Below are 21,304 nucleotides of genomic sequence, written 5' to 3'. Positions count from 1 at the left end.
CGTGCGGCCCCAACGGGCCCATGACGACCGGCGGGCGTCCCAAACCTCGAGCGATGACCCGAATCACTCGGTCGGTTGACGCCCCCTCACGGCACACGCGTCGAATCGTGTCGCAATATCACACAAGCCTCACGCATCCACCTCGACTCAACCGGGCATATCTACAGATATTCGTCAGAGTCGGCACCTTCGGCTGGTTCCGTCGTCCCGCGCTCAGCGCACGTGGCGGCTGTCACTGGGAGGGGTGGGCAGGTGGGCATCGTCCATGTGATCCTGGCCGTCTTGGCCCTTCTCCTGGTGGGCATGGTGTGGCGGCTCCACCGTTATCCCGGCGGCCGGCACTTCGCTTTCTCCGGCAGTCACGACAAGCACCGCGACAGCCTGGACCGCGAGCGGCGGGCCGTTCGGGCGCTGCGGAACAAGGCCCGACGGGAACTGGCGGTCGCGGAGGGCCGGGTGGTCCGCGCCGATCACGCCTACCGGAGTCGCATCAGCGGCGCCGAGCGGCAGCTGCGGGGGCTGCGTCGGCACGGCCACGGCGCCTTGGTCGCGACACTGGGTCACTTGTCCCTGCACGAGCACGTGGTGGTGATATCCGGGCCGGAGACGAAGGTGCTGCCGCTGGGCGGCGTGCAGGTGCAGTTCGAGCGCAGCCCGATGGCCAACCATATCTACCTCAGGGGCGCGGACGGCGTGCATTGGGAGCCCTACACGAGCGGTGAGCACAGCGAGGACAGCGTGCGCCGCTTCAGCGTGCGCATCGAGAATCTCGTCGCCAAGGAGAACCGGCTTCTGGCGGAGCTCGCCGCGTCGGTCAAGAAGGCCGAGGAGGAGCTCAAGGAGGCACGGGCCGACACCCGGCCCGCCGAGCAGGCCCGGCGGCATCTGGGCGCGGTGACCGCCCGCCAGAGCCGTGACAAGGCGCTCGACGAAGCGCTCGACAGGCTCGAGACCGCCCGCGACCAGTGGCAGGCACTCACCGGCCGGCGCCCTCCGCGCTAGCCCCGCCCGGCCCGGGAAGCGCCGCCCCGGCTCAGGAAGCGCCGGATGCGTCGGTGTCGGGGGCGTCCAGCCGGGTGCGCAGAGCCTCGGCGATCTCGCGGGCGGCGGCCATCTGCCGCGCCGTGAGGGGATCGACGAACAGTTCCCGGACAGCCCGGAGGTGCGGGAGCGTGGCACGCCGGAAGCCCTGGGCGCCCTCGGCGGTGAGCAGGACCTCGGCACCCCGGTTGTCGGTGGCGCACTCCACGCGCCGGATCAGGCCGCGGCGTTCCATGCGTCCGAGGTGGTGCGACAGGCGGCTGCGTTCCCAGCCGACGGCCGCCGCGAGCTCGGACGAGCGCAGTCGGTGCCCGTCCGCCTCCTGCAGTGCCAGGAGCACCGCATAGTCCCCGGTCGAGAGCCCCGAGTCGCCCTGGAGTCGTGATGCCAGCTCCGCGCGGAGCCGCTCGGTCGTCTCGACGAAGTCGCGCCAGATCCGCAGTTCTTCCGTGGTGGGCAACCGCCCGTGTCGCCGTTCCATGATCGCCCCTCTGTTTGACACGTCAATCATATCCATGCATGCTTGACACGTCAATCACTTGGCCGCCGGGCGCACAGCCGTTCCGGGGCGGGGAGGAGAGGATCATGTCGGCCACTGCCTTCGAACTGGGTCTGAACTCGTTCGGCGAGGTCGCGACGGACAGCGGTCGCGTGCTCAGCGACGCCGAGACCGTCCGGCTGCTCGTCGAGGAAGCCGCCCTGGCCGAGGCCGCGGGACTCGACGTCTTCAGCATCGGCGAGCACTACCGCCCAGGACACGTCGACACCGCCACCCCCGTGCTGCTCTCCGCGATGGCCACCGCCACCGAGCGCATCGGGCTCGGCACCTCCGTCACCGTGCTCAGCACCAACGACCCGGTGCGGCTCTACCACGCGTTCTCCACTCTGGACGCCGTGTCCGACGGCCGGGCCCAACTGGTCCTCGGCCGGGCCTCGGTCACCGAGTCCTTCGCCCTGTTCGGCCACGACGTCGCCGACTACGACCGGCTCTTCGACGAGAACCTGGACCTGTTCATGCGCCTCCAGCGGGAGGAGACGGTGACGTGGTCCGGCACCGTCCGCTCGCCGCTGCTCGACCAGCACCTGCGCCCCCGGATGCGCAGCGGCGGGATCCCCACCTGGATCGGCGTGGGCGGAAGCCCCAACTCCACGATCCGGGCCGCCCGGTACGGCCTGCCGCTGATGCTGGCCATCATCGGGGGCCGCCCGCAGCGCTTCGCCGGCCACGTGGAGCTCTACCAGCGGGCACTGACGGAGTTCGGGCACCCCGCCCTGCCCATCGGCCAGCACTCGCTGGGCCTTGTCGCGGACACCGACGAGGAGGCGGCCGACACCTGGTGGCGCTACTGGGAGCCGGTCGTGACCGCACTCGCCGAGGAGCGCGGCTTCTACAAGCCCACGCGAGAGCGCTACGAGGCGGAGATCCGTGACGGCGCGCTGTACGTCGGCTCTCCCGAGACCGTGGCGCACAAGATCGCCCGGACGGCCCGCGACCTGCACCTGAGCCGCTTCGACCTGAAGTACGACATCCTCCACCTGCCCCGGCAGGCCCGCGCCCGCACCATCGAACTCCTCGGCCGCGAAGTGGCCCCGCTGGTACGTGAACTGCTCACGAAGGAACCCGCTGATGTCTGATCTCCTCTTCGGCCTCGACACGTTCGGCGACGTGCCGGTGGACGACACCGGTGCCCCCGTCTCCCATGCGGCCGCGATCCGGCAGGTCCTCGACGAGGCCGTCGTGGCGGACGGGATCGGCGTCGACGCCATCGCCCTCGGTGAGCACCACCGCCCCGAGTACTCGGTGTCGACCCCGGAGACCGTGCTCGCCGGCATCGCCACCCGCACGGAGCGGATCCGGCTCGGCTCCGGCGTGACCGTCCTCAGCTCCGACGACCCCGTCCGCGTCTTCCAGCGCTTCGCGACGGTGGACGCGCTCTCCCACGGCCGCGCCGAGGTGATCCTCGGCCGCGGGTCCTTCACCGAGTCCTTCCCGCTGTTCGGGTACGACCTCAGCGACTACGACGTGCTGTTCGAGGAGAAGATCGAGCTCTTCGCGAAGCTCCTCGAGGAGAAGCCGGTGACCTGGAGCGGCACCACGCGGGCGCCGCTGAAGGACGCGGACGTCTTCCCCAAGACCGAGTCCGGCCGGCTGAAGACCTGGGTCGGCGTGGGCGGTTCGCCCCAGTCGGTCGTCCGCACCGCGCGCTACGGCTTCCCGCTCATGCTCGCCATCATCGGCGGGGCCCCCACGCGCTTCGCGCCCTACATCGACCTCTACCGGCGCGCGACGGAGCAGTTCGGCACGACCGCCCTCCCGGTGGGCATGCACTCCCCCGGTTTCGTCGCGGACACCGACGAGGAGGCCAGGGAGGGGTTCTGGCCCGGCTACAAGGTGATGCGCGATCGCATCGGCAAGCTGCGCGGCTGGCCGCCGATCCGCCGCGAGGAGTTCGACGCCGAGATCGAGCACGGCTCCCTCTACGTCGGGTCGCCCGAGACGGTCGCCCGCAAGATCGCACGAGCCGTCGGCGACCTCGGCGTCGGCCGGTTCGACCTCATCTACACCGTGGGCCCGCAGCCCGCCGGGGCCCGCATGCGTGCCGTGGAGCTCTACGGCACCAAGGTGATCCCCATGGTCCGCGACATCCTCGCCGGCTGACGCCCGAACGCGACGCAGAGAACGGAGACGACATGGACACCGAGGGCGTGCGCACGATCGGCATCCTGGGCGCGGGGAAGGTCGGCACCGTGCTGGGCCGGCTGGCCCTGGCCGCCGGGCACCGGGTGCTCATCGCCGGGTCGGGCGACCCGGCCGCCATCGCGCTGACGGTGGAGGTTCTCACCCCGGGTGCGGTCGCGGTCACCGCCGCCGAGGCCGCGGCCCGCTCCGATGTCGCCGTCCTGGCGCTGCCGCTGGGCAAGTACCGCAGCGTCCCGGCCGAGGCGCTGCGGGGCAAGCTCGTGATCGACGCGATGAACTACTGGTGGGAGGTCGACGGCATACGCGACGACCTGACCGACCCCCGCACCTCGTCGAGCGAGACCGTCCAGGCGTTCCTGTCCGGGTCGCGGGTGGTGAAGGCGTTCAACCACATGGGGTACCACGACCTGGAGGACGGGGCACGGCCCGCGGGTGCGCCCGGGCGCAAGGCGATCGCCATCGCCGGCGACGGCCCCGACGACCTGGCCGAGGTCGCGCGCCTCGTCGACGCGCTCGGGTTCGACCCTGTCGTCGCCGGCCCGCTCGCCCGGGGCGTCCGCCTCGAACCGGGGACCGAGCCCTTCGGCGCCAACGTCGACAGCCGCGCACTCACCGCGATGCTCGCCCGTTTCCCGGAGACCGACCGCGGCCGCGCCGTCGCCGAGGCCCGGTCCGCCGGCTCCGCCGCGGACCCCGTCGGGTAGCGCCTCACCGCAGATCGGGGCAGATGTACCTCTCCGCGGCGCTGACGATGCGCCGTGCCTCCGTCGTGGCCACCTGGTGGTTCGAGTGGCTGAAACTGTCGACGGCCCGGGCGATCACGGTGCCGCGGCTGACCTCGGCCGCGAGGAGCACGCAGATGTCCCGGCCTGCCCAGACGGCCGGGTCCATGCCTCTCGAGTCCAGCGCGGGATCGATGTCACCGATGGCCTTGAGGTAGGCGTCGCGATGCGCGGGGCCGAGGTACGAGGGGATGTTGCCGTCGGCCGCCGCATCCGCGAGGACCTCCTCGGAAACCCTGGTGTTCGTGGATGCCGGTTCGGTACGCGTGGTATCCGCGCCGCATGCGCAGACGGTGATCAGCATGGTGACCGCAGCGGCAAGGCGGAGGATTCTCATCGCCCTACAGTCACGGATCGCCGCCGCAGATGTCGGCGCACCAGGCCACGTTGCCGGGCCGCTCAACCGAATGGAGGACACGGGGCCGGCGTGATCAGGGCGCGGGGACGACCAGATCGAACCCGGCCTTCCCCTGAGCCACTCCGTTGATCTGCAGCTCCAGTTCGTGGCTTCCCGGATGGAACACACGGGTGCTGATCCGTTTGAAGGAGTGCCGTCGGCTGATGGACAGCCGCTCCCCCGCCCCCAGCGTCCTGGTCGTCAGCTTGAAGACCTTGGGGGCGGTACGGCCGTTGGCCTTCTGGTAGTGGATGACGTAGTCGATCGCCAGCTTGGCCGGGGCGTCACCCGTGTTCTCCAGATGGAAGGTGAAGCTCAGCTCGTCCCCCACGGTGACCCGCGCCGCGGTCAGTTCGAGCCCGGTGAGGGCGACGTCGGCGGCGGGTTCGAATCCCAGCAGAGCCAGGGCGCCCGGGTGGCCCTTCTTGACCGCGGTGCGCAGGGCGTGCCGGATCAGCCGGGGGGTGTGGTCGTCGGGGGCCGCCGCCCAGCGTGTGACCACGTCGACGGCCAGATCGGGGTCGCCGTGGCTGATGTCGTTGACGTGATTGGCCACCGAGCGCCGTACGTATTCGGAGGGGTCGCGGTAGAGGGCGTCGAGGAGGGGCAGGGTCGCCTGAGGCCGGGCGGTGATCCCCGGGACGCGGATCGCCCAGGGCAGCCTGGGCCGGGTCCCTTCGCTGGCGAGACGCCGCACATGCTCGTCCGGGTGCCGCACCCACCGCTCCACGATCTTGAGGGCGCGTTCCAGGTCGGCGACGAGCACACGCCGGATGGCGAATTCGGCCGTCAGGCGCGGAGTGAGGTCGGCCAGCAGCGCGAGGGCGGAGTCAAAGGCGTCGGGCTCCGCCGCATCCAGGGCGCGGGAGACGACGGCTTCCGTGACGGGCCAGATCATCCATCCGGTGAACTGCGGGTCCTTGAGCGCAGTGCGTACGACCGCCTCCGCGCGAGGGTAGCCGTCGGGCAGATCGATCAGCAGGGCGTCGCGCAGCAGGTCACTGCGTTCCCGCAGGGCCAGGCCGTCGAGACGCGTCGCAGCGGAGCGCACCGCACCCGCGCCTCGGGGCCCATTGGCCCTTTCCAGGCAGACACCGAGTCCCGCCGCGGCGGCGTGACCCAGCAGTTCTTCCGCGAGCGGCACCGGGGCGGTCCTTTCGGTTCTCCCCGCTCCATACGAAGGATCGGGGTGTGCGTCGCGCGGCCGAGAGGACAGCCGTGCGACTTCGATAATAGCAGTGACTCTGCGTGGGCTTTCGTCGCACCGCGCTCATGCGCCGCCCAGCAGTACCTCCAGCGCCACAGCCGCGCCCGGATGCCGAGCGACCAGCACCGCGCCCGACGCGCCGGGATCCGATGGGCGGCCGGCAGCGTGCCGGCACCGGTGCCGCCCGCGGGCAGCGCGCGAGGTACGGCCTCCGACGCGGGCTGCGCGCCGCCGCAGGGCCGGTTGCTGTTGATGCTGAAGGCGAACGCGTAGCTGCCGGCCGCGACCGACGAGACGTACACCCGCTCGACGTCCGAGCCGCTGGACACCACACCCTGCAAGCACCCGTCGGCCGGCTCGACGAACGGGACCTCGGCGAGCTTGCGCGGCCGTGCGGGTGCTGTCACCGGTGCCGTGCCCGACCTCTCCCGATCTGACAACGCCCATCTCCTGTGCACCGAGGGGGAATCCACGCCGCACCGGCGGGACACGACTGAACCTCCTTGCGATCACTGACAGCGCCGCTCGCGAACGCGGGGTGGTGGCACGTCCTGCCGGCGGTGCGCAACATGCCACTGGACCGGAGGAATCGACCGCGCCCCACCGCGACGGCGACCAGCCCTCGCGCCCGTCCACATGACCTCCGTATGATCCCCACACCTGATCCACATATGGAGCCACCCGGGGGACCCGTCATGACCTGGTCGATCGCAGCCGTCTGGCACGCGTGGCAGGCACGCAGACAAGGCTGGGACCCGGACATCGTGAGAGCGCTGCGGCTGCCCGTCCCCTCCCCCGTCCAGGACACCGCCCGTGGCCTCATCCACGCCGGCCGCGTGAACGACGCCGTCGACCACGTTCGGCAGTCCACCGGATACAACCGGCGCGACGCCCGCTGCATAGCCCTCGCCCTGCAGTACGGGTGGCGGCTCCCTCTCCCGCGCGACGACCGGCCGGCACGTCGTTCCCGTCATTGACGGTGGGCCTGATGCGGCCGCCACGACCGGCGCCAGGCGACGCGGGACGCGGGACGCCATCCGGTGCGGCGGATTGCGCGCCGGACGCTCGAGAACAGCCGGAGGCCCTCGTAAGCAGCGCCCGGCATTATGAAAGTAGCCCTGGCACAGCGGCAGTAGGGCCGCCCTTGCGGGAGGCGATGCCGGGCCGGCGAGGTGGATCTGGTAGATCTACCGCGGGCGATTGCCGTTCTTGTGCGAGGGGTTCAGTGTGGACGTTGTCATTGATGCCGCGGAGTCGAATGCCTGCTCGGCCTGGGCGGTCATCGACTCGTTCTCGGATGCCCTCGACAAGACGTACTTCCAGGGGGTGTTCGTCGGGAACCTGTCGGCTCTGGCCCTCGACCCCGAGGGGCACATCGCCGCCCTCTCGGACCGCTCGACACTCTTCACCCTGGACGCCGCGACCCGTGCGCCCGTGCGTGTCATGAGGCTGCTGGACGAGAACGGGAGGGAAGCGGATTTCGAGGGCCTGGTCTTCGACCGCGACGGTTCGCTGCTGGTCGCCTCCGAGGGCTCGGACATCCGGCGGTACACGCGGGAGGGGACGTTCGTCCGCGTGCTGCCGGCGCCGGACAGCCTCAGGGTCACTCCGGCCGGGCGAGCCAGGGTCAACGAGACGTTCGAAGGACTCGCGCTGCAGCCCGGTGGTCTCACACTGGTGGCCTCCATGGAGGGCTCGCTGCTGGGTGACGACCACCGATGCGTACGCTTCCAGACCTGGGAACGCGGCGGGCTCGACGCCGAGTTCCGTATCGCCGCGCAGTACGGCTACGAGCGTGACGCGGGTCTGGCGATATCGGACATCAACGCGTCCGGCGACGGCAGACTGCTGGTCGTGGAGCGGGGCTTCGACAAGAGCGTCGGCAACATCATCCGGCTCTATCTCGCCGACCCGCGCGGTGTGAGCGACGTGAGCGGTGTCGAGAACCTGACCCGCCGGGACGACCTCCGGCTCATGCGGAAGACCTTGCTGGTCGACATGGTGAACTGCCCTCCGCTCGGCGCGACCAACCCGCAGCCGCAGGCCAACCCGCTGCTGGGCAACATCGAGGGGATGACGGTCACGGGGCGCACCCACGACGGCCGCCTGAAGCTGTTGATGGTGACGGACGACAACCAGAGCGCGAACCAGACCACTCGCCTGTACGAACTCACCGTCCGCCTGCCCGGACTCCAGGAGCCCTCGTAGGCGATCCGCGCGGCCCCGAAGCTGCTGGGGCGGATCCCGGTGCGCAGCCCCGGCCGCGCATCACGCTGGGCAGCCAGGTGTTGACGCCGTAGCGGCGCCGTCGGCACTCCCGCTCCGCACGTCCACGTGACCTGCCTGCCACTTGCGACGAAATGCACCCTTATCACCCTATGCTGGCTTTGTTGTCTGCCGCTCACGCCTCCGTGGGCAGGTCCGAACGACGGAGGTGCACGCGGTGGGACGCTGGCGGGCTCTCTTCATTCTCGGCACGGCCCAGTTCCTCATGGTGCTGGACACCTCGGTGATGAACGTGTCGATCAGTCAACTGGTCGAGGACTTCGACACCGAGGTCACCGCGATCCAGGCGGTCATCACCCTCTACACCCTGGTCATGGCCGCCTTCATGATCACTGGTGGGGCGGTCGGCGACATGTTCGGGCGCCGCCGGGCCTTCGGCGTCGGGCTTGTCGTGTACGCCACGGGGTCCGCGCTCACCGCGGCTGCACCGACCCTGTGGGTGCTCGCACTCGGCTGGTCGGTGATCGAGGGGCTCGGCGCGGCTCTGGTCCTGCCGGCGCTGGCGGCCCTTGTCGCCGGCGCGTACACCGGCCGGGACCGGGCCGTTGCCTACGGTGTCATCGGCGGTCTGGCCGGGGCGGGCATCGCGGTCGGCCCGCTGCTCGGCGGATGGGTCACCACGTACCTCACCTGGCGACTCGTCTTTGCCGCCGAGGTCGTCGTCGTGGTGGCCCTCCTCTTCTTCGTACGGCTGCTCGACGATCGCCCACACCCCGAGCCCAGGCCCCGGCTCGACGTAGGCGGGACACTCCTGTCCGCCCTCGGCCTGGCCCTGGTCGTTCTGGGTGTTCTGCAGAGCAGCTCATGGGGCTGGCTGAAACCCCGCAACTCCCCCGTCACGGTCTTCGGCTTCTCCCTCACGGTCTTCGTCATCGCGGCCGGAGCCGTGGTCCTGGGCCTGTTCCTGGCCTGGGAGCGGCACCAGGAGGCCCGGGGGGGCGACCCGCTGGTCCGGATCTCGTTGTTCGCCGTCCCGCCCCTGCGGGCCGGACTGCTCATGCTGCTCGTCCAGAACCTCATCCTGCTCGGCCTGTTCTTCGTCATCCCCTTGTACCTTCAGGTCGTCCAGGGCTTCGACGCCTTCGAGACGGGCCTGCGGCTGCTGCCCGTCTCGGTCACCATGCTGGTGTCCTCCATGAGCGGTCCGTTCCTCGGCCGGCTCGCCGGCCCCCGCGCGGTGGTGCGTCTCGGTCTGCTGGTGTTGCTCGTCGCGATCCTGTGGCTGCTCGCCACCGTCGAGCCCCGCATCGACGATGTCTCCTTCGGATGGGCGATGGCCGTCCTGGGACTCGGTATGGGCCTGCTCGCGTCCCAGCTCGGCAACGTGGTCCAGTCCGCCGTCGGAGAATCCGAACGCAGTGAGGCGGGTGGTCTCCAGTACACCGCCCAGAACCTGGGGTCGTCGTTGGGTACCGCCCTCATCGGCGCCATCCTCGTCGGCGCCCTGGTGCAGGCGTTCACGACCCGGGTCGCCGACAACCCGCTGATCTCCGAAGCCGCCCGGCAAAAGACGGGAATCGCCATCGAAGCCGGTGTCAGCTTCGTCAGCACCGATCAGGTACGCGCCGCCGCCGAGAGCGCCGGATTGCCCCGGCCCGAGGCCGACGCGATCGTCGACTCCTATGCCACCGCGCAGCTGGACAGCCTCAAGGCCGCCATCCTGGCCGCCGCCGGCATCACGCTCACCGGGTTTGCGTTTACCCGCCACCTGCCCAGGGGCCGTCTCGCCGGCAAGTCGGCTCCCTGACGGGCGCATGATCCGTGCCAGCCGTCTTCTCCTCAGCCTGCCGGACATCCGCTTCGGTCGGTGCGCAGGAGCCGCCGACGCCTCTGTCGAGCGATAACGGTCATGGCGGTCGCCGTATGTCGGCAACCGCCACGGATCGCTGCACGCGCCACCTGCTTCTCCGGCAGCACCGCACCACCAGAGGCAGAGGCTAGGACTTGCTCCGGCTCCGGGTTTCGGCCTGGGCAATGGACGCGGCCTCTGAGTCGGCCAGTGCGATGGCGAAGCCGAACGCCTCGGCGATATGGCCCGCGGCCGACATGACGCGTGCGGTACCCACGACGGGGGCGATGGCAATCAGAACGTCCTGTACCTGCTCGACCGTCAAATCCGTCTCGATGGCCGGATCGATGTGAGCGAGGTAGGAGATCGCTGGTGCATCCATGGCCACGAGCGCGGCGATGCGGGTGAGGATGAGTGTGTGCTCGTCCATACCGCAGCGCTCGAGGGAGTCGATGGTCATGGCAGTGATCGTGTCGAGAACGGGAGCGTCAGACGCAGTGGTCATGTCCGGATCGCCTTCCTGTGTTCGCAGGAGCCGACACGCGCCGCACCCTCACATGGGAGTCCCACACAAGTCGGCGAGTTGCCCTCCCACCGTAAGGGCCTCCTCGGGCGCGCGCACTTCGGGCTGTGTCTCCCGGGAGTGGAGCATCGAGTGCCCGCGCCCGGTCAGGCGTCGTCGCGCGTGCGGGTGATGGCCAGCAGCGCCATGTCGTCCGTCCGCCTGCCGCCGGTGTGCCGGTGGTGGTCGGCGAGCAAGGCGTCAAGCAGAGCGTCCGGGCCGGGAGAGCGGGGTTTCGCGCACCCGCCGACGGGGTCGTAGAAACTGCCCTCTTCATCGCGGCCTTCGGTGAGTCCATCGGTGTAGAGCAGCAGACTCGCCCCCTCGGGAAAGCTCACGGTGTCGACGCATTCGGGGTCGGCGCGGAGGGCCGCCAGGCCGAGTGGCAACGTCGGCCGGCCGGGTTCGAGGTACCGGACCGTGTCTCCCGACAGCAGAAGAGGCGCCGGGTGGCCGCGGTTCACGATCCGGACTTCGTCTCCGCGCCGGGAGAATTCCACCAGTACGCCGGTGACGAACCCCTCCAGCTCGATCAGGCTGCCCGACTGCCGAGCCTCCAGGGTGATGGCCCGCTCCAGGCGTTTCACGAGTCCCACCAGGCTGGGCTCCTGCAAGGCCGCTTCCCGGAACGTACCGATGCCGACCGCGACCGCTCTGACCGCCCCCATCCCCTTGCCGCGCACATCGCCGATCACGCAACGCACACCGAACGGCGTTTCGGCCACGGCGTAGAGGTCACCGCCGATCTGTGCATCCGTCTGAGCCGCCTCGTAGCGTCCCGCGAAGCGCAACGGCCCGATTCGCTCCGGCGGCGACGGCAGGACCGCGTGCTGAACGGCGGCGGCGATGTCGCGTACGGACTGCAGCTGCGTTGTCCGGTAGTGCAGAAGCCGATTGAGGAGGACCGCGACCCCGGTCACCGTCGCGACCATGACCAATTCGCTGAACTCGATCCCACTCCAGCGGTAACCGAAGTGCCGGAACATCAACCAGTCGACCACGAAGGCGCTCGCCCCGGTGAGGATGGTGCCGCGCAGGGACAGCAAGGACGCGGCAGCCAGGACCGCTGCCGCGTAGAGGGCGGCGGCGCTGACGGTGGGCGGCGTACTGATGTCGATCAGCGCGGCGAGGAGAATCAGGACAGCCGGCAGCAGGCGGCTCCGCCTCCCGACCCAGTCCCATGCACCCGGACTTGTCACGCATCGCTCCCGACTCGACCAGGTCCCTGGCCGGCTCAGGCTAACCGCCCCCCTTTCGGCTCGCGCCGCACGCCACCCGGCTTGCCTACGCCGCGCCCTCACCGCGCGAGGACGTTCACCGGATCGGCGCACACAAGGGGATCACATGGTTCGCCGCCGCGGGCATGACGAGAGCATGACCATCACGACATGGCATGTTCACATTCAATTCGCATGACCAACGCCTCAGGCGTCGATCCTCGCGATCATGAGATCTCCCAAGAGCCTGCGCGTGACCCTGCCCATGGTGCTCGCCGCCCTCGTGCTCTCCGTCGCGGGCTCCCTGTCCACCGCGTCGGCGACGACCTACTGGCGCTACCAGAACAGCTGGGAGGGCAACTGCCTCACCGCGTCCCCCACGACCGCCAACGTCTGGACCACCACCTGCGACGAATCGTCCGCCAACCAGAACTGGTGGTGGGGGGAGTCGTACACCGATCCGCGCGGATACACCTTCCGCCGTCTGATCAGCAGGGTCAACGGCCACTGCCTCACCACGGACGCCAAGAGCCAGAACAACGCCGTCTGGACGAGCCCCTGCGGAAACGCTCCCGACCAGTGGTGGAACGCCGACAACAACTGGCTCTGGAACCTGAACGCGAAGTACCTCCGCAGCTCCGGCAACGGTGACGCCGTGTACACCACCGAGCCCTACCTCGACGGCGTCGAGGTCCCGCGGTACGAGTGGTGGGGCTTCCACAACTGACGCCGCCCGCCCTACCGCGCCGGGAAGGCCCCTGGAAAGCGCCCACGGGAGCGAGGCCCTTCTGCTTTTCTCGGCACGGCACTCTGCGAGACCCCCCGGTCACCACCGGATGACCAGGTATACGGGCCGTCAGGAGCGTGGTGCGGCCTGTAGCCTGAGGCGATCTGGCCCTTCTGGAGGAACGGGACTGACGTCGTGGAACTTGTCTTCGCCGGACGTGTCATCGAGTGGCGTGGGCCGGCACCGTACTACTTCGCCGTCGTGCCGGACGACGAGTGCGGGCACATCCGTGAGGTGGCCGCGATGGCCACCTACGGCTGGGGCGTGATTCCGGTCGAGGCACGTATCGGTGAGGTCACCTTCACGACGTCGCTCTTCCCCAAGGACGGCGGTTACCTCCTGCCCCTCAAGAACGCCGTTCGCCGGCCGCAGGGCCTCTTCGCCGGCGACGACGTGACCGTGGAGATGACCGTTCGCCTCTAGGCATCTGCCGACCGGCACCGGTTGACACGACGGCCCTTTCAGTTCTCACGGAGGCGGTGGGCCTCGGCCACGAGTCTTCGAGGCAGTTTCGGCCCTGCGCATGCGTAGTCGATCAGCAGATCCCGGTAGGTGGTGTTCGCGAGTTCCGGCGCCAGGGCGATCAGGGCCCTCAGGTCGTCGGACGAGCCGGACAGGCGCGTCCGGTAGGCGGCGCCCGCCGCGCGCAGGGAGATCTCGTGAGGTTCGTGCTCCAGGCCTCGTTCGGCAAGGCTCGCGGCCGCGGCGAAGTCGCCCTGCTCGGCGCGTACGTCCGCCAGGTCGAGGTGGAGGGACCAGTTGGCGGGGTCGAGGGTCAAGGCACATTCGAAGGCGGTCGCAGCCTGGTCCAGGTCGCCCATCATGCGCCACGTGGCCGCTCGTGCGACCGCGGTCCACATGACCCGTTCGACGGCATCGGCACGGTCGCAGAGGGCGAAGGACAACTCGTAGCGACCGCAGGCCCGGGGCAGCCGGGCCATGGCGGCCAGCGACTCCGGCACGGGACTTTGCTCGGACACCACGTCGACGGCGTGGAACCAGGGCGCGAACCGCTCCCGCATCTCGTCGGTGTCCAGGTCGTGGCCGTAGTCCAACGTTCGCAGACACGCCTCGGCCAGCGCCTCGGCACTCACCGCGCCGAGAAAACGCGCATCGCCGAACCAGGGTGCGGCGCCCCATGCCACGTCGGGCCGCACACCCGTGACCGAACCAAGGGCCATCGCCGCGTCGTCCATGCCCCCTTCGAGGAAGAAGAAGTACGCCCGCGCCGGCAGGGAGCTCAAGGAGCCCTCCCCCGCGAGGCTCTCCTCCAGTTCCGGGCGCCGGTCCCGCCACAACTCGGCGAGGGCCGCGTACGGCTCCGGAGCCGCCGGTGCCGAGGCTATGGCCCCCACCAGAAGCTCCACGGCGGCGACCGGGCTTCCGCCGCAGTGCGCCATCACACCGGCGAGACCGACTCCCGCCGCCACTGACTGATTCGACATCGCCCGAGAGTAACCGTGGCCAAAGGTTCTGTGGGCACTTCCGCATCCTGCGTGCCGTCCGTGCCGACGCCGATCGCTCGACACGCCCTGGCGCCGGGCGCTTCGGTGGACTACCAGGCGCCGTGGTGGAGCAGGCCCAGGATCAGTGCGGCCAGGGCGGTGGCGAGGAACACGATGCCGCCCACGATGTTGCGGGAGCCCACCCGCAGGTGGGCGATGATCGCGCCGACGAAGTAGAGCACGAGGCCGGACGCGGCGAGGGTTCCCAGGACAGGCACCGCGAGCCCGGCCAGCAGCCCCACGGTGCCCGCCGCCAGCAGCGCGCCCAGCACCGGCACCCACTTGCGGTGCAGGCCCTTCATGTCCGCCTGGGTCTTGGGGTATTCGTGGCCGATCAAGTAGGTGACGGCAGCCGCACCGTTGAAGACCGCGCCGAGGATGGTGACCGTGACGTAGGCGGCGAACACGATTCTCCGTTTCTGTGAGAGCACTGCCGCTGGGCACCCTTGAGTGATGCCGTATTCCTGGTGGCAACCCGGCGGCACTCGGTGGCTGACAACGATGGCCAACCGAGTGTGCCACTGATCCCGAACGCCCGGTAGCCGTCGCGGAACACCGCGCGACGGCGGGTGGGCGCCCGGCGGGCCTTCGGGCGTGGCCCGGGGTCGGGGCTGGTGATCCGCAGCACGATCCGGTTGCCGGCCGCGGCGTTGAGCGGGACGGGGAACTCGGCCGGGCTGCCGGAGGTGGCCGGGACGACGTCCACCACGGTCGCACCGGCCATCGCTTGCCGCACGCATGTGCCTTCATGCGCCGACTGGGCCTGTCCAGCCACGCGTTGAGCTCAACAGCGACGGCTTGAACGTGACGGGTCGGGCGCCGGGTCCCCCCGCGATCCGGGATCAGACCCGGGTCGCCGGCCGGTTCTCCCACGCCTGCTCCAGCGCCCGGGCGAACAGCTCCACGGGCTGCAGGCCCGTGACCCCGTACTTCCGGTCCAGGACGAAGAAGGGCACCCCTCCCGCACCGAGTTCGGCCGCGAGCCGCTCGTCGGAACGGACGTCCTCGGCGTACGCGTCCGGGTCGCCGAGCACCTTGCGCGCCTCGGTTCCGTCGAGTCCCACTTCGGTGGCGAGGCCCACCAGGGTCTCGGTGTCGTGGACCGAGCGCTCGTCCGCGAAGTTGACCTTGAAGGCGAGGTCCCGCAGCTCGGCCTGGCGGCCGCGGGCCTTGGCGAAGTGCAGCAGGCGGTGGAGGTCGAAGGTGTTGCCGTCGACACGGCCGCCGATCCGGAAGCCGAGCCCTTCGGCACGCGCCTCGGACGCGGCGTGCTCCTCCCGGGCGATCTGCTGCTCGCGGGTGCGTCCGTACCGGGCGGCCACCGCGTCGATGATGGGGGTCGCGCGGTTCTCGGCGTCCGGATTGAGCTCGAACGACCGGTGCACCACCTCGACCTCGTCGCGGTGTTCGAAGGCGGCGAGTGCCCGCTCGAAGCGCGCGTTGCCGATGTAGCACCAGGGGCAGGCGATGTCGGTCCAGATTTCGACGCGCATGTGTCCGTGTCTCCATGAATAGACGTTCAGTCCACTACAAAATAGACGACCGATCGGCTAGTTCCAAGCGGAGGTGGTGGACGGGGCCTCGACCCCCGCCGGGACGACCCGCAAATCCGGCGCCACAGGGAGCCGGTGTGACGAGGGCCACGCACCGCCGACAGACAAGCTGACCATGGAGTCCGGTAGCCACGAGTCGGCAGGCGACACCGACCGCCTGACCCGGTTCCACGCGAGGAGCAATTCGCCGGCTGACCAACAGCTCGGTCGCCGACATGAAGACGACCGCCGCCCTCGCCTGCACGAACGTCGGCCCGGTCGCTGAGCCCGGTGCGGCCGAGTCCGCCTTCACCGGAATATCGGCGAAGGTCACCCATGCCCCTGCCGGAACGCCCAATGAGGCCCATGCCGGGACGGGCAGCAACGCAGACAGCACCTCCACCGCGCCCGGCACGAACTCGGCTGCCGACAAGGTCAGCCCCGACCACACCCCTCGATCCAGCGCCACTGGTCGTCGCGAGCCTGGTTCCCGCGGTCCTCGTCGTAGGTGCCGCTCTCCACTTCTCACCGTCGCGGTCGCAGCCACCCCTGGTGCGACACCAGTCGCCGTCGGCGCGCGAGGCCGTCCGCAGCAGGCCGGGCCGGCGCACCCGCGGGCGCTCCGGACGCCACGCGGAACCGGTCCGCGAACGCCGACCCCTGACGGGGCGTCAACGCGCGGCACCCCCGAAGGCCCGGCGTCGCCCGAGCCGCAGCACGCAGGCCCTCGCCCCTCACCTCAAGCGGATCATCACGCCCGGCCACTTCATGGACGCGGTCGATGTGAGGACTTTCACACCTCATGCCCGCTTGGCCCACAAGACGTCCGTAGAGGACCAATTGACATTCCCCGAGGGGAATTAATAGCGGATGCACCTTTCGCGCTTCCTTGACGCGAGTTACCTTCTTGCGAAGTACATGTGTTCGCCATCGGATCGAGCCGATGGGCAAGGGTGCTCGCAGGGAGGTCTTCGCTCTACATGCACAATCTCGCGGGTTCCTGGGATCACATGTCGTGGTCCCTGGGTCATTTGCACTGGTACGGAGTGGCCGTCGGCTCCCTCCTGGCCATGAAGCTGCTGCTGTCCATACGCCGCCGCCGCCGCCCGGAACTGACGTTCCAGGAGCCGGCCGACCGTCTTCGCATCCACGGCGTGGTCACCGCCTACAACGAGGCCCCCGCCATGCTCCGCCGCTGCCTGGAATCGATCCTGGCGCAGACCCTGCCGCCGCACTCCCTGACCGTCGTCGACGACTGCTCCGCGGACCACTCCGCCAGTGCCCTCATCGAGGAGATGCGCCCCCAGTTCCAGCGTGTCGGGGTGCGACTCGACTTCATCCGCTTCCCCGCCAACCGCGGCAAGCGGCACGGCCTCGCCGCGGGCTTCCAGCAGGAACCGCACGCGGACGCGTACCTGTGCGTCGACTCCGACACCGTGCTCGACCAGCACGCCGTCGCCGAGCTCGCCGAGCCCTTCTCCAAGCGCCGTGTGCAATGCGTCACCGGTCTGGTGCTCGCCCACAACCGCGGCACCAACCTCCTCACCCGCCTCATCGACATGCGGTACGTCAACGCCTTCCTCGGCGAGCGGGTCGCCTACTCGCGTCTCGGCTCAGTGCTGTGCGCCTGCGGGTCCCTGGCGATGTACCGCGGGTGGGTCGTCCGGAAGCATCTCGACGACTTCCTCGACCAGCGGTTCCTCCGGCGCCCCGCGACCTTCGGCGACGACCGGCGCCTGACGTACTACTGCCTCACCGAGGGCCTGTCCCTCATCCAGCCCTCCGCCGTCGGCTACACCGACGTCCCCGAGCGCCTCGGTCACTACGTCCGGCAGCAGGTCCGCTGGGGCAAGTCGTTCATCCGCGAGGGGTTCCTGCTGTTCGGCAAGTTCCGGGTGCGGCGCATGTACTGGTGGCTCAACCTCGTCGAGCTCGCCTCCTGGGTGGCCTTCACCACCGCGCTGTTCGCCTCGCTCGTCGCGATCGTCATGCACCCGCACGGCTGGACGCTGCTGGCCGGCTACGTCGCCTACATGTGCGTCATGGCGTGGGTCCGCTCCGTCCACTACCTGCGCGGCGCCGCGCAGGTCGGCATCGTCGACCGCACACTGACGTTCCTCGCCGCCCCGCTCTACGCGCTGCTCAACCTCGGGCTGCTGCTGCCGCTTCGGCTGTGGTCCCTGGCGACCCTGAGGAGCACGAACTGGGGCACCCGGGCCAAGATCGAGGTCGGTGGGCTCGGAGCCGACGCCCCCGACATGACCGCCTTCCCGGAACAGCGGAGGAGCGACGCCGAGGCCCCCTGGAGCGCGCCCCTGCCCGGCGACACCGCCCCGCAGACCCCGCTCGGCAGCTGGGCGGGGAAGCCCCGTGAGGACTGGTACGCGCCGCGGGGCGCCTCCTAGCCGGCGCAGGCGCCCCCGCTGCCCGGTGACAGAGACCGAAGGACGCGAGACATCCCCCGGCATCGCCCCTCCCCCGTGCAAGGAGCCTCCGTGGGTTCTGCCAGCCCCTCCCCCGGTTCAGGCCGTCCCGGCCGTCCCACTCGTCCCACTCGTCCGACCCGCCCCACCCGTCCCGTGAGCCCCGGCCGGCAGAGCCCGCGCCGCCGGGCCTGGGCAGCGGTGAAGGTACTCCTCCTGGTGATCGTCGTGGCCGCGGGCGGCACGGCGCTCTACCCGGCGTGGCGTGACGCGCATCAGCCGCCCCCCGAGCTGACCGTCCGGTACAAGGCGGGTGCGCCTGCGGCCTCCGCGACGGCACGGCCGTGGCTGGAGATCGTGAACACCTCCGGCCGGCAGATCCGGCTGGGCGATGTGGCGCTGCGGTACTACTACACGGCGGACGGTCCCTCTCCGTACGCCTTCAACTGTGTCCAGGCCTCGGTGGGCTGCTCCGACATCGTCGGAAGGTCCGTCGCGATGGACGCTCCCACCCCGACCGCCGACCACTACCTGGAGATCACCTTCACGAAGGCCGCGGGCACGCTGGCCCCGGGCGCGAAGAGCGGAGCCATCGGGCTCCAGCTGTACCGTGCCGACGGCGGGCGGCTGAACCAGGGCAACGACCGGTCCTTCAGCCCCGCCCACGACACCTTCCAGGCATCGACGCTGGTGACCGGCTACCTGGACGGCAGGCACGTCTGGGGCGACGAACCCGGCGGTGGTCCCGCAGCCTCTCCGTCCACGTCCACGTCGGCGTCGGCCACTGCGTCCGCGTCCGACTCCGGCCAGGGCTCTCCCGCCCCCGCCGCCCGGCCCGCGCCCCCCTCCGGGGTCGTGTTCGACGACTTCCACTACAGCGGCCCCCGCGATCCGGCGCTGCACGCGCACGGCTGGCTGGTCCGCACCAGCGAGGGCGGCCCCGGCATCCGGAACACCTGGTCGGCCAACGGCGTCAGCTTCCCCACGGACAAGGACTCCCTGGGCGGTCAGGTCCTGCAACTGCGGGCCACGACCGACGGGACGAAGCAGGGCACCACCCAGGCCGAGGTGCACACCACCGGCATGAAGTTCATGACGGGGACCTTCGCCGCCCGGATCCACTTCACGGACAGCCCCACGAGCGGAAGCAACGGCGATCACATCAACGAGAGCTTCTACATGATCTCGCCCCACCACCGCGCCCGGTACAGCGAACTCGACAACGAGTACCAGCCGAACGGAGGCTGGGGCGCTTCGGGCCCGAGGCTCGACACGACGACCTGGCGCAGCGCCGCGGAGGGCGACCGGGTCACCCGCGCCACGACGGCCGGCCTCGACGGGTGGCACACGATGGTGACCACGGCGGCGAACGGGGTCGTCACCTACAGCCTCGACGGCAAGGTACTGTTCCGCACCAGTGGCGAGTACTACCCGACGGAGAACATGTCCGTGAACTTCAACACGTGGTTCGTGGATCTGCCGTTCACCGGGAAGCGCACCTGGGACATGCAGGTCGCCTGGTTCTACCACAACGCCGGGAAGGCCCAGTCGCTCTCCCAGGTGCAGAAGGCCGTCAGCGACCTCGCCGGCAGCGGTACCGGCTACGTGAACACCCTCAGGACGTCCTGAGCCGGTCCCCCACCGTGTCGTTCCCGTCCGCTCGCCCGGCATGGACGCATCCGCCGAAACGGCAGTGGGCGCACGGGCCGTTGCCGCAGACTTCGGTGGGTGTTCTCACCCCTCCTCCTGCACAAGGACTTCCGCTGGTTCCTCACAGCGCGGTCGGTGTCCCTGCTCGGCAGTGCGATGGCCCCGGTCGCGCTGGCCTTCGCGGTGCTCGACGCCTCGGGGAGTCCGGGTGACCTCGGCATCGTCCTCACCGCGCACATGGTGCCCTTGCTCGTGTTCCTCCTGGTGGGCGGGGCCACGGCCGACCGCCTCCCGCGCCGCGCGGTACTGACCGCCGCGAACCTGGGCTCGGCCCTCACCCAGGGCGGCGTCGCCGCTCTTCTCCTGACCGGTCACTACGCGCTGGTGCCGGTGGCCGCCCTGGGGTTCCTCAACGGCGTCCTCGCCGCGTTCACCACGCCGGCTCTGCGCGGCATCGTGCCCCAGCTCGTGCCGAGGGACGGGACCCGGCAGGCGAACGCGCTGCTGGGATCGGTCGGCAACGCCACGAAGATCCTCGGACCGAGCCTGTCGGGCGCGCTGGTCGCGGCCATGGGCGGCGGCCCGGCCATCGCCTTCGACGCGCTGACCTACCTCCTCGCCGCGGCGTGCCTCACCCGGTTGTCCCCCCTGACGGGTCCGCCCACCGCTCACCGCTCCTCGGGCCTGCTCGCCGACATCCGCGGCGGCTGGGCCGAGTACCGCCGGATCCGCTGGGTCTGGACGGTGTCTCTCGCCTTCTGCGTGATCAACCTCGTGCAGGTCGGCACCTGGCAGATCCTGGGCCCCGTGCTCACCCGGCGCGTCGACGGCGAAGCGGCCTGGGGCTTCGTGCTCAGCGCCCGCGGCGCCGGACTGCTCGTGATGAGCGCGCTGATGTACCGGCTGGCGATGCGGCACCTGCTGCGCGTGGGCCAACTGGCCGCCGCGTTGGGAGCACTCCCCCTCCTCGTGCTGGGCGCCCGCCTGCACGCCCCCTGGCTGATCGCCGCCGCCTTCGTCGCGGGACTGGGGTCCTCCGTCGCGTCCGTCGGCTGGGACACCTCGCTGCAGGAGCACGTCCCCCCGCACGCCCTGTCGCGCGTGTCGTCCTTCGACGACCTGCTGTCCTACGTCGCGATCCCCGTCGGGCAGCTGAGTGTGGCCCCGCTCGCCGACCGGTTCGGGGGATTCCACGTGGCCGCGGCGGCCGGCGTCGTCTACGCCGCGGCGGCCGTGGCACCTCTGGCGTCCGCCGCCGTGCGCCGCCTGCCCCACGGCCTGCCCGCAGCGGCCCCGGCCGATTCCGGTGCGGCACCGACCACACCCCCCGAGCCGGTCGGCAAGCAGTCCGGCGGAGTGTGACGCGGACCATAGGCGGGGAATCGAACTTCTCCACGCCTCCGTCGTCCTGTCGGCGACACCGCG

At 70.3% G+C, this 21,304-nt stretch carries 20 protein-coding genes and 1 pseudogene; 12 read left to right on the top strand and 9 right to left on the bottom strand.

The annotated features are described in order from the left end of the window. The first annotated feature begins 252 nt into the window (after positions 1-252). Positions 253-1,002, top strand: coding sequence for a hypothetical protein (locus RV983_RS35770; protein WP_475989871.1), 750 nt, complete (start codon positions 253-255; stop codon positions 1,000-1,002). A 31-nt stretch (positions 1,003-1,033) separates the two neighbouring features. Here RV983_RS35770 and RV983_RS35765 read toward each other — a convergent pair whose 3' ends face one another. Beyond that, entirely contained in the window at positions 1,034-1,522 is a 489-nt protein-coding gene (locus RV983_RS35765; protein WP_475989870.1) for a MarR family winged helix-turn-helix transcriptional regulator, read from the bottom strand. Positions 1,523-1,626: 104 nt separating this feature from the next. On the opposite strand from RV983_RS35765, the gene RV983_RS35760 reads away from it, so the two are divergent. From RV983_RS35760 to RV983_RS35750, 3 genes are read left to right on the top strand one after another with little or no spacing between them, the layout of a single operon-like run. Next, positions 1,627-2,676: an LLM class flavin-dependent oxidoreductase gene (locus RV983_RS35760; protein ID WP_475989869.1), complete on the top strand. Its 1,050-nt coding sequence runs from the start codon at positions 1,627-1,629 to the stop codon at positions 2,674-2,676. Then, entirely contained in the window at positions 2,669-3,700 is a 1,032-nt protein-coding gene (locus RV983_RS35755) for an LLM class flavin-dependent oxidoreductase (protein WP_475989868.1), read from the top strand. The genes RV983_RS35760 and RV983_RS35755 overlap by 8 nt, the downstream gene beginning before the upstream one ends. A gap of 32 nt (positions 3,701-3,732) precedes the next feature. Then, positions 3,733-4,446, top strand: coding sequence for an NADPH-dependent F420 reductase (locus tag RV983_RS35750; protein ID WP_475989867.1), 714 nt, complete (start codon positions 3,733-3,735; stop codon positions 4,444-4,446). A gap of 4 nt (positions 4,447-4,450) precedes the next feature. On the opposite strand, the gene RV983_RS35745 is transcribed toward RV983_RS35750, so the two are convergent. From RV983_RS35745 to RV983_RS35735, 3 genes and pseudogenes are all read right to left on the bottom strand, one after another. Next, positions 4,451-4,861: a DUF732 domain-containing protein gene (locus RV983_RS35745; protein WP_475989866.1), complete on the bottom strand. Its 411-nt coding sequence runs from the start codon at positions 4,859-4,861 to the stop codon at positions 4,451-4,453. A 94-nt stretch (positions 4,862-4,955) separates the two neighbouring features. Then, the gene (locus tag RV983_RS35740) at positions 4,956-6,065 is read right to left on the bottom strand and encodes a DNA alkylation repair protein (protein ID WP_475989865.1); all 1,110 of its coding nucleotides are present in this window, start codon (positions 6,063-6,065) and stop codon (positions 4,956-4,958) included. A gap of 284 nt (positions 6,066-6,349) precedes the next feature. After that, positions 6,350-6,568: pseudogene (locus tag RV983_RS35735) on the bottom strand (hypothetical protein); the annotation flags it as partial. 255 nt (positions 6,569-6,823) lie between these two features. Here RV983_RS35735 and RV983_RS35730 point away from each other — a divergent pair. From RV983_RS35730 to RV983_RS35720, 3 genes are all read left to right on the top strand, one after another. Next, positions 6,824-7,105: a hypothetical protein gene (locus tag RV983_RS35730; RefSeq protein WP_475989864.1), complete on the top strand. Its 282-nt coding sequence runs from the start codon at positions 6,824-6,826 to the stop codon at positions 7,103-7,105. Positions 7,106-7,355: 250 nt separating this feature from the next. Further along, positions 7,356-8,336 carry an esterase-like activity of phytase family protein gene (locus tag RV983_RS35725; protein ID WP_475989863.1) on the top strand — a complete coding sequence of 327 codons (981 nt, stop codon included), beginning with the start codon at positions 7,356-7,358 and terminating at the stop codon, positions 8,334-8,336. A gap of 235 nt (positions 8,337-8,571) precedes the next feature. Then, a complete protein-coding gene (locus RV983_RS35720; protein ID WP_475989862.1) occupies positions 8,572-10,161 on the top strand; it encodes an MFS transporter in 1,590 nt (529 codons plus the stop codon). Between the two features lie 190 nt (positions 10,162-10,351). Here RV983_RS35720 and RV983_RS35715 read toward each other — a convergent pair whose 3' ends face one another. Further along, a complete protein-coding gene (locus RV983_RS35715; protein ID WP_475989861.1) occupies positions 10,352-10,708 on the bottom strand; it encodes a carboxymuconolactone decarboxylase in 357 nt (118 codons plus the stop codon). Positions 10,709-10,872: 164 nt separating this feature from the next. Beyond that, positions 10,873-11,811, bottom strand: coding sequence for a PP2C family protein-serine/threonine phosphatase (locus tag RV983_RS35710; RefSeq protein WP_475989860.1), 939 nt, complete (start codon positions 11,809-11,811; stop codon positions 10,873-10,875). 400 nt (positions 11,812-12,211) lie between these two features. On the opposite strand from RV983_RS35710, the gene RV983_RS35705 reads away from it, so the two are divergent. Both RV983_RS35705 and RV983_RS35700 read left to right on the top strand, forming a co-directional pair. Continuing rightward, positions 12,212-12,709, top strand: a complete 498-nt coding sequence (locus RV983_RS35705; protein WP_475989859.1) for a hypothetical protein — start codon at positions 12,212-12,214, stop codon at positions 12,707-12,709. A 195-nt stretch (positions 12,710-12,904) separates the two neighbouring features. Beyond that, the gene (locus tag RV983_RS35700) at positions 12,905-13,192 is read left to right on the top strand and encodes a DUF1905 domain-containing protein (RefSeq protein ID WP_475989858.1); all 288 of its coding nucleotides are present in this window, start codon (positions 12,905-12,907) and stop codon (positions 13,190-13,192) included. A gap of 38 nt (positions 13,193-13,230) precedes the next feature. Here the strand turns inward: RV983_RS35700 and RV983_RS35695 are convergent, their stop codons facing one another. From RV983_RS35695 to RV983_RS35685, 3 genes are all read right to left on the bottom strand, one after another. Then, positions 13,231-14,214 (bottom strand): tetratricopeptide repeat protein, encoded by a 984-nt coding sequence (locus tag RV983_RS35695; RefSeq protein ID WP_475989857.1) that lies wholly within the window; start codon positions 14,212-14,214, stop codon positions 13,231-13,233. Between the two features lie 110 nt (positions 14,215-14,324). Then, on the bottom strand, positions 14,325-14,681 hold the full coding sequence (locus RV983_RS35690; protein ID WP_475989856.1) for a DoxX family protein: 357 nt from the start codon (positions 14,679-14,681) through the stop codon (positions 14,325-14,327). 435 nt (positions 14,682-15,116) lie between these two features. After that, a complete protein-coding gene (locus RV983_RS35685; RefSeq protein WP_475989855.1) occupies positions 15,117-15,767 on the bottom strand; it encodes a DsbA family oxidoreductase in 651 nt (216 codons plus the stop codon). A 1,049-nt stretch (positions 15,768-16,816) separates the two neighbouring features. On the opposite strand from RV983_RS35685, the gene RV983_RS35680 reads away from it, so the two are divergent. From RV983_RS35680 to RV983_RS35670, 3 genes are all read left to right on the top strand, one after another. Next, a complete protein-coding gene (locus tag RV983_RS35680) occupies positions 16,817-18,211 on the top strand; it encodes a glycosyltransferase family 2 protein (protein ID WP_475989854.1) in 1,395 nt (464 codons plus the stop codon). A gap of 219 nt (positions 18,212-18,430) precedes the next feature. After that, positions 18,431-19,858: a cellulose binding domain-containing protein gene (locus RV983_RS35675; RefSeq protein ID WP_475989853.1), complete on the top strand. Its 1,428-nt coding sequence runs from the start codon at positions 18,431-18,433 to the stop codon at positions 19,856-19,858. 99 nt (positions 19,859-19,957) lie between these two features. Next, entirely contained in the window at positions 19,958-21,241 is a 1,284-nt protein-coding gene (locus RV983_RS35670; RefSeq protein WP_475989852.1) for an MFS transporter, read from the top strand. Positions 21,242-21,304 lie beyond the last annotated feature (63 nt).

The organism is Streptomyces sp. RLA123 (assembly GCF_056270165.1).
The sequence above is the reverse complement of the archived record's forward strand: the minus strand, read 5'-3'. Positions and strand labels throughout refer to the sequence as shown.